At 64.5% G+C, this 13,781-nt stretch carries 13 protein-coding genes; 8 read left to right on the top strand and 5 right to left on the bottom strand.

Annotated elements, in window-relative coordinates:
• Window positions 1-12: 12 nt before the first annotated feature.
• The 4 genes from IPM16_22750 to IPM16_22735 all read left to right on the top strand — a co-directional run bounded on the left by IPM16_22750 (window position 13) and on the right by IPM16_22735 (window position 4,265).
• The gene (locus IPM16_22750) at window positions 13-1,062 is read left to right on the top strand and encodes a folate-binding protein YgfZ (protein MBK9125926.1); all 1,050 of its coding nucleotides are present in this window, start codon (window positions 13-15) and stop codon (window positions 1,060-1,062) included.
• Window positions 1,063-1,176: 114 nt separating this feature from the next.
• Entirely contained in the window at window positions 1,177-2,211 is a 1,035-nt protein-coding gene (locus IPM16_22745) for a tetratricopeptide repeat protein (GenBank protein ID MBK9125925.1), read from the top strand.
• A gap of 130 nt (window positions 2,212-2,341) precedes the next feature.
• Window positions 2,342-3,985 (top strand): MFS transporter, encoded by a 1,644-nt coding sequence (locus tag IPM16_22740; protein ID MBK9125924.1) that lies wholly within the window; start codon window positions 2,342-2,344, stop codon window positions 3,983-3,985.
• On the top strand, window positions 3,966-4,265 hold the full coding sequence (locus IPM16_22735) for an N-acetyltransferase (protein MBK9125923.1): 300 nt from the start codon (window positions 3,966-3,968) through the stop codon (window positions 4,263-4,265). Before IPM16_22740 ends, IPM16_22735 begins: the two co-directional genes overlap by 20 nt.
• Window positions 4,266-4,300: 35 nt before the next feature.
• Here the strand turns inward: IPM16_22735 and IPM16_22730 are convergent, their stop codons facing one another.
• From IPM16_22730 to IPM16_22710, 5 genes are all read right to left on the bottom strand, one after another.
• Window positions 4,301-4,642 carry a hypothetical protein gene (locus IPM16_22730; GenBank protein ID MBK9125922.1) on the bottom strand — a complete coding sequence of 114 codons (342 nt, stop codon included), beginning with the start codon at window positions 4,640-4,642 and terminating at the stop codon, window positions 4,301-4,303.
• A gap of 312 nt (window positions 4,643-4,954) precedes the next feature.
• Window positions 4,955-5,287, bottom strand: a complete 333-nt coding sequence (locus IPM16_22725; protein ID MBK9125921.1) for a hypothetical protein — start codon at window positions 5,285-5,287, stop codon at window positions 4,955-4,957.
• Window positions 5,288-5,589: 302 nt separating this feature from the next.
• The gene (locus IPM16_22720) at window positions 5,590-6,309 is read right to left on the bottom strand and encodes a CPBP family intramembrane metalloprotease (GenBank protein MBK9125920.1); all 720 of its coding nucleotides are present in this window, start codon (window positions 6,307-6,309) and stop codon (window positions 5,590-5,592) included.
• A 141-nt stretch (window positions 6,310-6,450) separates the two neighbouring features.
• Complete coding sequence (locus IPM16_22715; protein MBK9125919.1) at window positions 6,451-7,728, bottom strand: MFS transporter; 1,278 nt, start codon at window positions 7,726-7,728, stop codon at window positions 6,451-6,453.
• Entirely contained in the window at window positions 7,725-8,720 is a 996-nt protein-coding gene (locus IPM16_22710) for an NAD-dependent epimerase/dehydratase family protein (protein MBK9125918.1), read from the bottom strand. The genes IPM16_22715 and IPM16_22710 overlap by 4 nt, the downstream gene beginning before the upstream one ends.
• A 444-nt stretch (window positions 8,721-9,164) precedes the next feature.
• On the opposite strand from IPM16_22710, the gene IPM16_22705 reads away from it, so the two are divergent.
• The 4 genes from IPM16_22705 (at window position 9,165) to IPM16_22690 (ending at window position 13,680) form a co-directional block, all read left to right on the top strand.
• Window positions 9,165-10,091 carry a hypothetical protein gene (locus tag IPM16_22705; GenBank protein ID MBK9125917.1) on the top strand — a complete coding sequence of 309 codons (927 nt, stop codon included), beginning with the start codon at window positions 9,165-9,167 and terminating at the stop codon, window positions 10,089-10,091.
• A 57-nt stretch (window positions 10,092-10,148) separates the two neighbouring features.
• Window positions 10,149-12,242, top strand: coding sequence for a protein kinase (locus IPM16_22700; protein MBK9125916.1), 2,094 nt, complete (start codon window positions 10,149-10,151; stop codon window positions 12,240-12,242).
• The gene (locus IPM16_22695) at window positions 12,230-12,904 is read left to right on the top strand and encodes a GntR family transcriptional regulator (GenBank protein ID MBK9125915.1); all 675 of its coding nucleotides are present in this window, start codon (window positions 12,230-12,232) and stop codon (window positions 12,902-12,904) included. Before IPM16_22700 ends, IPM16_22695 begins: the two co-directional genes overlap by 13 nt.
• An 89-nt stretch (window positions 12,905-12,993) precedes the next feature.
• Window positions 12,994-13,680 (top strand): DUF2807 domain-containing protein, encoded by a 687-nt coding sequence (locus tag IPM16_22690; protein ID MBK9125914.1) that lies wholly within the window; start codon window positions 12,994-12,996, stop codon window positions 13,678-13,680.
• Window positions 13,681-13,781 lie beyond the last annotated feature (101 nt).

Here is a 13,781-nt window from a genome sequence, read left to right as displayed (position 1 = left end):
TCCCCCGCAAGCGTGCTGGCCGCACACCACGCCCGCTGGGGCGCGTTCGTCGCAGATGACGGAATCCCACAGCACTACGGCAGCCCGTACGCGGAGTTCGAGGCGGCGCATCGCAGCTCCGTGGTGTTGGACCGCAGCCACGAGGCGCGCTTGCGCGTCGATGGCACGGATCGGCTTGCGCTGATCCACCGCACCAGCACCAATGATGTCGAACGGCTTGCCGCAGGTTCGGGCAGGCCGACGATCTTCACCAATGCCAACGGTCGCGTGCTCGAACGCGCCGAAGTGTACGCCGCTGCCGACCACGCCGTCCTGATTGGGGGGCCGGGCCGCGCGTCCGCGCTGCACCACGTGATCCGCAGCAATGTGTTCTTCCGCGACGACATTAAGGTGCACGATATGGCGTCGGCGACGGCGATGTTCGCCGTGCACGGCCCGCGCTCGGCAGACGTGCTGAGCGGCGTTGGCATCGACGTTTCCGGCCTTGCCCTGTTCGGCCATACCAGCGCGCAGATCGCAGGCGGGCCGGCGTGGATCGCGCGCGCCAAACCGCTGACCGGCGACCACCTGCGCGTGATCGTCCCGGCGGCGAACGCACTGGCGGCGTGGGATGCCATCGTGAGCGCCGCGGCAGAGATTCGCGGGCTTCCGGCCGGGTCGGAGACGTATCACATCCTGCGCGTCGAGGCTGGCGTACCGGCCGCGGGCAGCGAACTGACCGACGGGTTCATTCCGCTGGAACTCGGGCTGTGGGACGAAGTCAGCTTCAGCAAGGGCTGTTATACCGGGCAGGAGATCATCGCCCGCATGGAAAGCCGCGGCAAGCTGGCGAAGACGATCGTAACGCTGGCGCTCGACGCCCCCGTCACTGCCCCCGCCGACCTGTTGATCGGCGGCAAGCGCGCCGGCACGCTCACGAGCCTCGCCATCACGCCGGACGGGCAGGCGCTTGGGATTGGTGTTCTGAAGCCGGAGTTTGCGCGCGCAGGCGTACAGGTCGCTACGCCTGACGGAAGCACCGGGACCGTCAGTGGGACGCCCGGAGTCCAGCCGCCGGTGTAACGGTATCGACACATCGGGAGCGCGCCGTGTTGCGCTCACGCGGAACCGTGCCATAATTGAGCCAAAGAGAAATTCATTATCCGACCACTAGCGCTCGCGACGGGGGGCTTTCCAATGAATGATTCCAACGAGCAGGAGTACATGCAGCATGCCAACGAGGCGCTGAGCGACGGCGACTTCAATCAGGCGCAGGTCTTTTTCAAGCAAGCGATCCGGGTCAATAACGCCAACGAGGACGCCTGGCTCGGGCTAGCGAAAACCTATCCGGACGACCCCGTGCGTGCGCGCAAGTGCTACGAAAACGTGCTCAAGATCAACCCGCTGAACGCCGAGGCCACCGAAATGATCGCGGCATTGGGCGATGCCCCTGCCGAAGCCGAAGCCGAACCTGAGGAGGCGCCGGCAAGCCCGCCGCCTGCTGCCGAACCGGCGCCGGTCGCCGAAGCACTCCGCGAGGAGGCAGCGCCGAGCGCCGCCGCACGCGCCAGCTATGGCGGCCCGGACATGCAAGCGCCGAAGGGAATCGAGGGCGCACCCGAGAAGCTCAACGCCGACTACTTCGTCGATTTCGTGCAGCGCCTGCTGCGCTCGATGATCGCCGTGTTGAGCGGACAGAACGATGGGTCGGCGGACATGCCGACAAGCTGGTGGAACGGCGTGCTATCGGTAGTGCTGGTCGGGTTGGTCACCGGCTTGTGCATCGCGATCGCGGGCCTGCGCTTCCGGTCGTTCCTAACGATCCTGACGGTACCCCTCCTGTATACGATGCTGGCTGTCACGGCGGTCGGGGCTGGCGCATTCCTATCGCACTGGTACCTCAAGACGTACCGCGAGGGCACGGCTAGTCTGCTCGACCACACGATGACGTTCGTGCGCGTGTGGGTGCCGGCCAGCGCGGTCTTCGCCGTGATCACGCTCATCCGCGGCTTGACCGGCGATTTCGTGATGACGCTGCCGGGGTTCCTGCAGTCGTTCAGCTTCAACGCAGGCGGGCTTGGCCTGATCTTCCTGATCATCGCGATTGCCGTCACGGCGTATGCGGCGCTGCTGCTGCACCGGCACTGGGGGCGGATTTACCCGGGCGTCGGCGGGCAGGGGCTGTGGATTGCCGTGGTGATTGCGATCGCGGTCACCAGCTTGCCGCTCTAGCAGCGTACGTGGTTTGCGATCGAAGGCGCTCCGAATCGGGGCGCCTTTTGATTCTGTGCCACCCATACGGACAGGTTCCGGATGTCTTCAATGCGTTACACTCCGTCAGAGAATCGACGGGACTATTCCAATGACACCACCCACTGGCCGGTATGTACTCCTCGCGACCATCCTCGGCAGCAGTATGGCGTTTATCGACGGTTCGGCACTCAACGTCGTGCTGTCCGTTCTGCAGGTCGACCTCGGTGCGAGCGGCGCGCAGTTGGTATGGGTCGTTAACGCGTATTTGCTCATGCTCGCCTCGCTGATCCTGATCGGCGGGTCACTGGGCGACAACTACGGGCGCAACCGTGTTTTCGGCGCAGGTATCGCGATCTTCGCTGGTGCGTCCGTGGCGTGCGGGCTGGCGCCGAGTGCTGGCGTCTTGATCGCCGCGCGTGCGGTGCAAGGCATTGGCGGCGCACTCATGGTGCCGGGGTCGTTGGCGATCATCACGGCAAACTTCCACGGCGACTCACGCGGGCCTGCCATTGGCATCTGGTCGTCGTTCAGTACGATCACAACGGTCGGCGGGCCGGTGCTGGGCGGGCTGCTGGGCGATGTCGGCCTGTGGCGCGGCGTGTTCTTCATCAACGTGCCGCTGGCGCTCGTTGCGCTCTGGGCGCTGCGCCGCGTGCCTGAGACACGATCCGAAGACGCCTCAGGGCAAATCGATATTCCGGGTGCCGCCTGTGTGACGCTCGGGCTTGCGGGCCTGACGTACGGACTGGTCACGCTGGGCGATTTGGGCCCGCAGGCCGGCCTGCGCGACCCCGGTGTAATCGGCGCGCTGATCGTCGGCGTCGCGGCACTGATCGCGTTCGTGGTGATCGAGCGGCGTGTCGCACACCCGATGGTGGACCTGACGTTGTTCCGCTCGCGGGCTTTCAGCGGCGCCAACCTGATGACGGCGTTTCTGTACGGCGCGCTTTCGGGGGGGCTGCTGTTTCTGCCGCTCAACCTGATTCAGGTGCAGGGCTATGGGCCCGGTCAGGCCGGACTGGTCATGCTGCCGTTTGCCGGACTGCTGGCAATCCTGTCACCGTGGGCGGGCCGCTGGGGCGCACGCGTAGGGCCGCGCGTGCCGCTGACGATCGGGCCGGCGCTGGTCGCGCTGGGCTTCGTGGCCCTCGCGCTGCCCGGAATCACCGCTGGCGCGTCCGAATACTGGACGACGTATTTGCCGGGGATCGTGCTGCTGGGCGCGGGCATGGGGATCACCGTCGCGCCGCTGACGTCGACGGTGATGGGCGCCGTGCCTGAACGCAATGCCGGAATCGCATCCGGAATCAACAACGCCGTGACACGTTCGTCGCAAGCGTTGATGACCGGTGTCTTCGGGGCTGTCGCGCTTGTCCTGTTTGCGTCGACGCTGCAAACGAACGCCGCCGCGGTGCTGCCACCCGCTGCCGCCGACGCGCTGGTCGCCGGTGCGGGCGACTTAGCCGCTACAGCGATCCCTGACTCGCTGAGTCCCGAGCTGGCTGAGGTCGCACAGAACGCGATTCACGAGTCCTTCGTGCAGGTCTTTCAGGTCCTGATGGTCGTGTGTGCGGGACTGTGTTTCGCCAGCGCCGTCTTTTCCGCTGCGATCCTGCGTGGAACGCGCAGGGGGGCAGGCCGAGGCCGTGGAATACGAGTAAAAGAAGATGGCCAACCGGCGTCTAGGTCACGGTGCCGCACGTATCGGCGGCAGAGGACTGAGAGGGCGCTGGATGGACATCGACGTCAATAGCCTGAAAATCGTCAACAACGAGGCGGAGAAGCGCTTCGAGATCGACCTCGGCGGCGGTCATAAGGCGCTGCTCGAGTATCTGCCCGGGCAGCACACCATCACGTATCACCACACCGAAGTCCCGCGCGAATTCGAAGGCAGGGGCATCGCCGGCAAACTCGCTGAACACGCCATGTTATACGCGCAGGAGCACGGGCTGAAGGTCAATGCGCTGTGCCCGGTGGTGAAGCGGTATGTCGAAAAACATACCGAATTTCAACCTATCACGTGGGGATTCTAATTTAATCCATACCGTATGGCGCGAACTCGCCGGGGCTAGGCGTTAGCCGCCGCGTCATCGCCGCGCACGGCGGGTCGCTGCGTTGGACGTGCGACAAGCGGAGGCAGGCGGGTTGTGGTCACGACTTCGACGCCGTTGGGGAGGAGATAGCCGTATTGGAAGTGAACGGCGTCGGCCCAGCGGACGAACGGGACGCACGCACGGGGGATGGTGAGCGCGGCGACGAACTGCTCGTCGCGGTCGACGCCGTAGAGCATGAAGCGGGCCACCCTGACCGCGAACTTGCCCGCCCACTCCCAATATATGGCGTTCAACCCGCCGGGAGAGAGCACCGCGGTGGCGAGTGCAGGCTGCGTGTCGTCCAAATTGCGTGTCATGGTCAATCGTCCCAGCTCGCAGTGGCTGCACCGTTTCGCAGAAGTCATACGGGTGTAGCCGCCAGCCGATCAACAAGCGGAAGTCTAGCGGAAGAGTCGCGGGTTGTCAGAGGTGCGTTATAGTACTCAAGTACTATACGTTACGGTTTCATTCAGGTTGTTCGCCGTAATGGGTACTACCGCAGAAGCTTCGCCTCCGCACCTCCATAAGTGATTTGGATCCCTTGACCCTCTCCGAAATCGGGCCGTGGAGAGGGGATGGGGGAGGGCGAAGCCTTCTGCGGGGTTTGGGGAAGCGCCCCAACCTCGCGCTCAGCCGGTGCGGCGAACGCGGATGAAGGCCGGAACTGGTGCCGGCGCGGGGGTATGGCCCAGCTCGGCGATCTCAACCATCGGCGTGCCGTTGGGCAGGATACAGCCGTACTCGAAGCGTGCATGATCGATCCAGCGGACGAACGGCGCCAAACCATAAGGGATGTTCAGCGCTGCGATCTGCTGCACCTCGCGGTCGACGCCGTAGACGCTGAACGTTGCGACGCGGGCGCTGTGGCCGCGGCCCCATTCCCAGAAGGCGACGTTGCAGCCATCCGGCGAAAGCGCAGTCGTGCCGGGGATGTGTGAGGGGTCGGAAAGCGGATCGATCATGATCGTGTGTCCTTTTGGTGCGCCATGCGCGTGTGTATACTGCGTTGACGTCGGGCGCGGCAGAAAGGTTCCGCCGCAAGCGTATCGGGTGTTCTGGCGATGACTGTTATTGGTTTCATCTGTCAGAATAAGATACGTACCGACGCGCGCGCTGGTCGCATGGATGGCGGGAACTGCGCCGGAGATGCACGGCCGCCTGCCTGCCTCCCGACGCGCCCTACGCCTCCCCGACGGACGCCGGCCCCATCCTCGCCGGCAGGCCGCGCGCCAAGCCCGGCTTGACCCGTAAAGCGCGTGTCCGGTCAGCCCGGCAGCAGGGGCAGCACCACATAGGCGATCACCAACACGATGTTCAGGACTCCGTGCATCATCACCGTGTAGCTGATGTTTTGCAGCCGAATGTACACGAGCGTCACAACGATCGTCGCGGGCAACACAACACCCAGAATGTGCGCAGGAGGATATGCGGGAATGTGGAAAGCCACAAACAGTGCGCCGCTGACAACACCTGCCAACGTCCAGCTTCCCGTCAATTGGAACATGCGTTGGAGCGCGTAACCGCGATACAGGATCTCTTCCACAAAGACCCCCGTGAGGTACAGGAGTATGACCATCCCGACGGGAAGTGCTTGCAGGCGATTTCGTGCAAAACTGACGTCTTCGCGAAACACGTGAGTCGATAGAAGGTAGAAAAGCAGATTAACCACAAAGAGTGTGACGAAGCTGAGGATCAGTACCACAAGGCTCGTCCGGAGCTTTACACGACGAAAACCCATACTCGACCATACTTCGCGCCAGCTCTGAGCTTCTGTGACGCGAACCATGACGAAGATGACTGCTGCTATTGCCCAGAAACTGAGCGCACCAGCAAAGACTTTGCCGTTGTAATCGAACCAAACCTTGAAGTAACTGTCCAGGAACCCAGCAATCTGAGGGGCAGCCAGGGCCAGCAGGATGCCTGCTATGATCATCGACTTTCTGAATCGTGACTTACGGTCCACTGCCTGGATGGATGCAGCCATGGGGTCACTTCCTCTCGGTGATGATAGGCAACTGTACCGCGACTCTGAACCCGTCATCACTTAAGGTTGGTGGACCGGTGCTGCGAAACGCGTAGACAGGCGTTCGTCCGGTATTTCACAGAAACGCCTCCAAATCGCGCCCTAGATGTCCCGCATGGTGGATGGCTCGGCGCTTGCCGGCAGGCCGCGGGCCAGCCGCGTGATACGCGCCCCGAGCCAGATGCCCGGCGCCAGCAGCAGCGCGCCGCCGATCAAGCCGGCCTGCACGCCGAACTGCCGCCCGATCACGCCCATCGGCGGGCCGCCGACGAGCTGGCCAACCGCGTCGGTCTGGCCGTCCATGCTGATGACCGTCGCGCGGATGCGCGGGTCGAGGCCGCGGTTGAGCAGGCTGAGGTGCAGCGGGATAATCGCCTCGCGCAGCGGGCCGATCACGATCATGGCCACGATCGCCAGCGCCACGCTGCCGGTCACAGCGAACACCACGAACAGCGCGATCAACGTCGCGGTCACGGCCCACAGCGCCCGCGCGACCGCGACCGGATCGGTGCTGTCGACGCGGCGGCGCAGGTAGCGCAGCACAAACACGCCGATCAACAGCGACGCCATGCTGATGACGCCGAACCACACGACGTCGCCGACCTCGCCGATGCCCGGCAGCGTGAAGTTTTCGAGCAGGTGTGCGGTCGAGAGGCGGTCGTAGCTCTCCGACTGCGCGGCGAACATGAGCGTCATCAGGATCAGTGCGATCAGCAGCGGGCGCGTGCGAATGGTCTTGATCCCGCTGCGGAACACGCCAATCATGTGCCCGACGGTCTGGCGGCGCTGAATCGGCACCGGACGGTAGCCATCCTCGCCCATCACCGCCAGCAGCATACCCGCCAGGACGAGATTCAGGAGCCCGCACACCAGGATTGCCAGCCCGAGGCTGACCGACGCGATCAGCACGCTGACGATGATCCCAACCGCTTTCGTGTACATCTCCAGCTGTGCACCGGCCAAGTATGCCTCGCTGGCGGCGTCCTCGCCGATCTCGTCGGCGAGCCACGCCTGCGCCGCGCCGCTGGTGAACGTGTGGCCGATGCCCCACACAAACGAACCGAGCGCGACTGCCCAAAAAGCAGGCTGCACGACCATGATGACGAAGCCGAGGCCGATGATGCTGTATCCGGCAATCACCGAGATACGCCGGCTGTACGTGTCAGCGACGATGCCGGTCGGCACTTCGAACAGCAGCACGCCGATCTCCAGCGCGGTGCCAGCGAGCACGAGCTGCAGCGGGTCCATCTGGGCGTCGCGCACCTGATACACCATGAAGATCGTAAAGGCGACGCGCTGCGCGAACGCGCGCCAGCCGACCATCAACAACCACAACCGGCGCGGATCCATCTTGTACCACAGGGGCGTGTGTCGGTTCACAGCAGGCCGATCCGTTTCAGGTAGGGGACACAGGACTCGACACCGGATTGCAGGGTGTGCGACGGCGACCAGCCCAACACCCGCTGCGCCTTGGCATTCGAGTACGTGACGCGCTGAAGGTAGCTTTCGATCACGGCCGGGAAGTCGCGGCCGAGGCTGTCACGCGGGGAGAGCGCGGCGATCAGCGGGGCGACCGCACGCACGAGAAACGGCGGTATGCCGAGCCAGCGCACGCGGCCCTTGAGCTGACGATAGGCGCCGAACCATTCGCGCCACGGCACGCCGGGATCGGGCGCGCAGTTGAAGGCCTCTCCGGCCGCGCCGGGATGCTCGGCGCACGCGATCAACAAGCGGCACACGTCGTCGATATGGATGGGGATGGCGTACCCGTCGCCGCGCCCGAGGAACACCGTCACCGGCGCGGCCGCGAGGCGGAACACTTGCGCCGTCCACAAGCCGCTGCGCGGGCCGTAGATCATGCCGGGGCGCACGATGCTGTATTGCATGCCGCGCGCATCCGCGACCTCGCGCAGGGCGTGTTCGCCGGCCAGCTTGGTGCGTGTGTAGGCGTACGGCGACGGGATCGGCGGCATATCCTCGTCGACGCGTTCCGGCAAGCCCTTGAAGCCGTAGATCGCTACGCTGCTGACGTGGACGAACCGCTGCACGCCGGCGTCAGCGGCGATCTCCGCCAGCGCGCGCGTGCCGTCGGTGTTGACCGCTTGCTGAACGGCCAGCGGGCCGTTGGTGGCCGCGGCGACGTGGTACACGACCGCGCAGCCCTCCACTACGCGCCGCAGCGAGTCGGCGTCGGTCAGATCGCCGAGGACGATCTCGACGTTCTCGACGCCGTCGACGTACTTGGCGCGTTCGCGCACGCGGACGAGCGCCTTGACCGGCACACCGCGTTCAGCCAGCGTCCGCGTCAGGTGCCCGCCGACGAATCCGGACGCGCCGGTGACGAGCACGGGGGTGGTTTGGAGAGGAGGCATGACTCCTGCTCTTGGGGGTGAGCCTTTTCCGGCGCCGCCGAAGGCTAAACCTCACCCCCGCCTCGCAGTGCTCGGCTCCCCCTCTCCAAATTGGAGAGGGGCTGGGGGTGAGGTACGCAATTTCAACACGATTCCCTGTGTAGGTCTCTCAAGCGTATTGCGCGCGGGCCGATTTGTCACCCCCTATGCGCGGGGCTGTGGATAATTAAGCAAGCCAGCGTTATCCGTGGCGTTGTTTCACAATATTAAGTACCAGATGAGAAGATGGCGTCAGACTGGGTTGGCTTGAGCGTACCCCCACGGTACGGATGGGCTATATGACTTGACACACTCCCCCCGATTTACTATTAGGTTGTTCAATAGACTGGCAATATGCTGGGAGGACGTGTGAGCGTTAATTGGACACTAGATTCGTCAGATCTGCCCGCATGGCGAATGTTAATCGTGGTGGTTCTGTTGCTTGTCGCAGTTTCCGGCGGAACGGGGACGGCATCGGCGCAAGGTTCAGATACTCCGATTGCGGTTCCTGAGCCTGCGAACTCGAAGGACGCCGCATTCTTTGCGGCATGGGAAGCGGAAGCCACAGCGTACTATAGTTCGCTGAACATCACCGATCTCAACATTGTACTCTTCGCTGATCCAGACGCGGTTGACGTCCTCGGCGAGCCCGCAGCAGATGTCTTGGAGCGGTCGTTTGGTGCAGTTGTCGCGCCGCGGTGGGATGACGTATTGGCCGCAGCAGCAGACGCCCCGATCGACGTCTTGATCGTTCACGAGAGCCGGTTCGACCAAGTCGATATCGAGTGGACGTATGAGGCGTACCGTGCCGAGACGACCATCGTCGCCTTTGACCTGTCGTTCGAAAACCTACAAACGTTGACCGGAGACACCTGTCTCAAAGAGCCGAACCGGGGATTAAGGGGAATCTTTCCGAACCGCTTCCTGTACTTCAATCTCGCAGTTCGCCTCGACAATCCGAATTATCGCGACTCGCTGATTCGCACCCTCATCGACGAGTGCAGCGAAGACTGGGGCATCCCGGGCCGCGTCGATGTCGCATACGGGACGGTCGACTTGTATCCAACCGATGCGGTGTGGGTGCGTTCCAGAGTGACGCTCCCGGGACGTATAGGTGGGTGGACATTCTGGCATGTATCCCGAGTGGTACAGCAGAAGATCCACACGGCAGCGAACTACTTCCAGACCATGAGCTCCCCCCCAACTGTCGTGCTTGGACATAACGTCGACAAACTATGCAACATGGCTCGACTTGAGGCAAACCGAATATGCCTGGTCCGTCTTGTTCTACCATGTTTCACCCCTATGGCAACTATGCGCGGGGGCTGTGCCGTTGTGCGTTTTGACCTATAATCTACCCAGCGCCGGGCTTAGGCGCGTGAACATCACGCAGGGCGGAAACCACCGCGCATGACCGACGACCTGATCGGCAAAAGCATCGGCGGCTACGTGATCGAGGGGCAGATCGGGCGCGGCGGGATGGCTACCGTCTACCTCGCCCGTCAGACCTCCATGAACCGCGTCGTCGCGCTCAAGGTGCTGCCGAAGAACCTCAGCGAAGATGGCGCATACGCCAAGCGCTTCGAGCGCGAAGTCGCCATCGTCGCCCAACTGGAGCACCGTTCCATCGTGCCGGTCTATGACCACGGCACGTTCGACGGTCAGCCCTATATCGCCATGCGCTACATGGCCGGCGGATCGCTCGATCAGCACCTTGCGAAAGGGCCGCTGGCGGCCGATCTGGTGCTGAACGTCTACACCCAGATCGCGCCTGCGCTCGATTACGCGCACGCCAAGAACGTCCTGCACCGCGACCTCAAACCGTCCAACATCCTGCTCGACGAGACCGGCGGCGCCTTCCTGACCGACTTCGGCATCGCGCGCCTGATCGGCGAGGAGAACCCCGGCCACACCATCACCGCGCAGGGCGTCGTGGGCACGCCCAGTTACATGAGCCCCGAGCAAGCGCAGGGTCAGCCGCTGGACGGCCGCAGCGACCTGTACGCGCTGGGGATCATGCTGTTCGAACTGCTGTGCGGGCGGCGCCCGTTCATGAGCGACACGCCGTACAGCATCGCCGTCATGCAGGTGACTGCCGCGCCGCCGTCCGCCCGCGCCATCAACCCGGACGTGACGCCCGCCGTCGAGCAAGTCATCTTCAAGTCGCTCAAGAAGAAGCCCGACGAGCGCTACCCGACCGCGGTCGAGATGGTCGCGGCGCTGCGCACGGCCATCGAGAATCCCGGCGGCTTCAACCCCAACGACACGCAGCCGAACCGCCGGTCGAACATTCGCGATACGCAGCCCATGCACGCGCAGCCCAGCGGAACGCTGTACATTCCGCCGCCGCCGTCCACCACGTTTACGCCGCAGCGTGCGTCCTCGGACTACATGCCGGCGCCGGTGTCGGTCTCGCAGCCCAGCGTGCGGCCCGTGCGCCGCCGCCCGCCCGGGGCCAGCTTGTGGATGAACATGACGATCGGCGCGGCGATCGGGTGCGGCCTGCTGGCGATCATCGGCTTTGTGATCGTGGTTGTGGCGGCGCAGCTCCTTGACCGCATCAACGCGCCGAGCGGCGCCGAGGTGACGCCTACGGCCGCGACCGCCGCACCGTCGCTCAGCCCGACCGCCGCCGACTCGGCCACGGCCGCGCCGATTGGCGTGCGCGACCCGATGGACGGCCTGATCATCTACGTGGTTGAAATGCAGCGCGGCGACGGCCCGATCACGTTCCAGATCGCGTCTCAGCCGCTGACTGGCGCGACACCGCCCACGCAGCTTACCGATGACGAGAGCCGCAACGTCAGCCCGGCGATCAGCCCGGACGGCCAGCGCATCGCGTTCATCAGCGACCGGGACGGCGACCGCGACCTGTACGTCATGGACATTGGCGGCGGCAGCGTGCAGAAGCTGCTTGATACGCAGGTGGACGAGTTCACGCCGGCGTGGGTGCCGGATGGCACGGCGCTGATCGTCGCATCCGACACGCGTGGCGACGGGGCAACCGATCTGCTGCGCGTCGCCTCCGACGGCACCGGCGCGTTCGAAGTGCTGTACGCCGACAACGCCTTACGCGCCGGATCGCCGGCGGTATCACCGGACGGCACGACCGTCGCATTCGTGCTGGGCGGCCCGCGTGACGCCCGCACATGGGAGATCGCGCGGCTGGACCTCGCGACTCGCCAACTGTTACCGGACGTCACCGACGACGAGGTGCGCGACGGCCTGCCGGTCTACAGCCGATCGGGTGTGCTGTATTGGGTGAGCACGGTCGACGGCGCATCGACACTGTACCGGCAAACGACCAGCGGCGAGGCCGACGCGATCTACGAGACCGACTTGTACATCAGCGGCTTGCGGGCAAGCCCCAGCGGCGAACTGCTGATGCTGCAGGAAGGCGCGGCCGAAGACCCGGCGGCCGACGTCGTGATCTTCGACCCGTCCGACCGCACAACCGAACCGCTGGAGATCGGCTACGCGCCGGAGGCGGCATGGGCGCCGTGAGCGACTCGCGGACGACGTTGGCGCAGGAGGTCGCGCATCTGCTGCGCGAGAACATCCGGACAGGGCGCTACGTATGCGGCGAGCGGTTGGTCGAGCTGGCGATCGCGCAGTCGCTGCAAGTTAGCCAGAACACCGTGCGCGATGCGCTGCGCCAGTTGGAGACCGAGGGCTGGGTGCGCTATTCGCCGCGGCGGGGTGTGCGCGTGCGAGACTTCACCGCCGGCGAGGCCGAGGAGGTTTTCGCGCTGATGGCCGCGGTCGAGGGTCTGGCGCTGACGTGGGCGTTCGAAGCACAGGGGCGCGCCCAATTGCGGACGGCCCTCCAGCCGCATGTCGAGGCGCTCAACACGGCCTGCGTCTCCGGCGAGCTGGCCGCAGGGCGTGACGCGCTGTTCGCGTTTCATCGCACGCTGGCGGCCCTGAGCGACCGGCCGCACACGCAGTCGGCCCTCAAAGTGCTGCATAACCACGCCTATCTGTTGACAACCGGCCACGACACACGCGGCCCCGGCCAATCGCTGACCTCCGATCAGGTTGGCGGCTATGTCCACTTGCTCGGCATGCTCAAATTTGCGCCACCCGGCGAGGCGGAAGCCGCACTGCGCCGCCGGATCCTCGCCGATGGCCGGCCCATCGTGCGCTGGCTGGCGCTGGTATCGTGACGGTCGTTTCGTAAGATTGTGCTATTTGTCACTATTGCCTCACATTGGGCGGTCTTACGCTGAGGTTGCACCTCAGGAGACACCACACCATGACGCACAATCTCTTGTTTCAACGACGGCTGATCTTTGCCGCCGCACTTTTCGTCCTGCTTGTCGGTGCTGCCTGCACCACTGACAACGGCCCGATCGAAACCGTTACCGGGTCGGGAAACGTAACCACAGAAACTCGCGAGGTTAGCGGGTTCAGCCGAATCGAGATGTCCTCCGGCGGCGAAATCGTCGTGCGAGTCGGTGACGCCGAATCGCTGACGATCAGCGCCGAAGATAACTTCATGCCGCTCATCAAGACCGAGGTCCGGTCGGGATGGCTGGTGATCAGCCACGAGCAGAACAAATCACTCAGCCCGACCCGGCCGCTGGTCTACACCATCACCGTGCCGCGCCTTCAGGAAGTCAAAGTGAACGGCGGGGGGCCGGTCACTGCGACAGGGATCGACGAAGACTCGTTCGCGGTGACGGTCAGCGGGTCATCCAATTTCACGTTGACCGGCACGGCGCAGACGCAGTCGTACTCGATTAACGGGTCAGGCTTCGTCAACGCAACAGAACTGACCGGCACGCGTGCGACCGTCACGATTACCGGCATGGGCAATGTCGACGTCAACGTGAGCGACTCGCTGGATGTGACGATCAGCGGATCGGGGACCGTCACCTACGCCGGCAGCCCGGACGTCACGGAGAACATCACCGGACAGGGGCAGGTGGTCGCGCGGTAGAGAGACGGGGGCGTGGGGCTCCTCTCCCGACCTTCGGTGCTCCCGTTGGTCGTCGCAAGCGGGGAGAGGGGCTTCGCGCTACGCCGTGGTATGCAGGGTCG

This window comes from Candidatus Flexicrinis affinis, assembly GCA_016716525.1.
Classification (GTDB): domain Bacteria; phylum Chloroflexota; class Anaerolineae; order Aggregatilineales; family Phototrophicaceae; genus Flexicrinis; species Flexicrinis affinis.
The sequence above is the reverse complement of the archived record's forward strand: the minus strand, read 5'-3'. Positions and strand labels throughout refer to the sequence as shown.

Coding starts and splice junctions, on each gene's coding strand:
- IPM16_22735 (MBK9125923.1), top strand. CDS start 3,966: ATGGACATCGACGTCAATAGCCTGAAAATCGTCAACAACGAGGCGGAG.
- IPM16_22725 (MBK9125921.1), bottom strand. CDS start 5,287: ATGATCGATCCGCTTTCCGACCCCTCACACATCCCCGGCACGACTGCG.
- IPM16_22710 (MBK9125918.1), bottom strand. CDS start 8,720: ATGCCTCCTCTCCAAACCACCCCCGTGCTCGTCACCGGCGCGTCCGGA.
- IPM16_22730 (MBK9125922.1), bottom strand. CDS start 4,642: ATGACACGCAATTTGGACGACACGCAGCCTGCACTCGCCACCGCGGTG.
- IPM16_22745 (MBK9125925.1), top strand. CDS start 1,177: ATGAATGATTCCAACGAGCAGGAGTACATGCAGCATGCCAACGAGGCG.
- IPM16_22700 (MBK9125916.1), top strand. CDS start 10,149: ATGACCGACGACCTGATCGGCAAAAGCATCGGCGGCTACGTGATCGAG.
- IPM16_22690 (MBK9125914.1), top strand. CDS start 12,994: ATGACGCACAATCTCTTGTTTCAACGACGGCTGATCTTTGCCGCCGCA.
- IPM16_22695 (MBK9125915.1), top strand. CDS start 12,230: ATGGGCGCCGTGAGCGACTCGCGGACGACGTTGGCGCAGGAGGTCGCG.
- IPM16_22720 (MBK9125920.1), bottom strand. CDS start 6,309: ATGGCTGCATCCATCCAGGCAGTGGACCGTAAGTCACGATTCAGAAAG.
- IPM16_22740 (MBK9125924.1), top strand. CDS start 2,342: ATGACACCACCCACTGGCCGGTATGTACTCCTCGCGACCATCCTCGGC.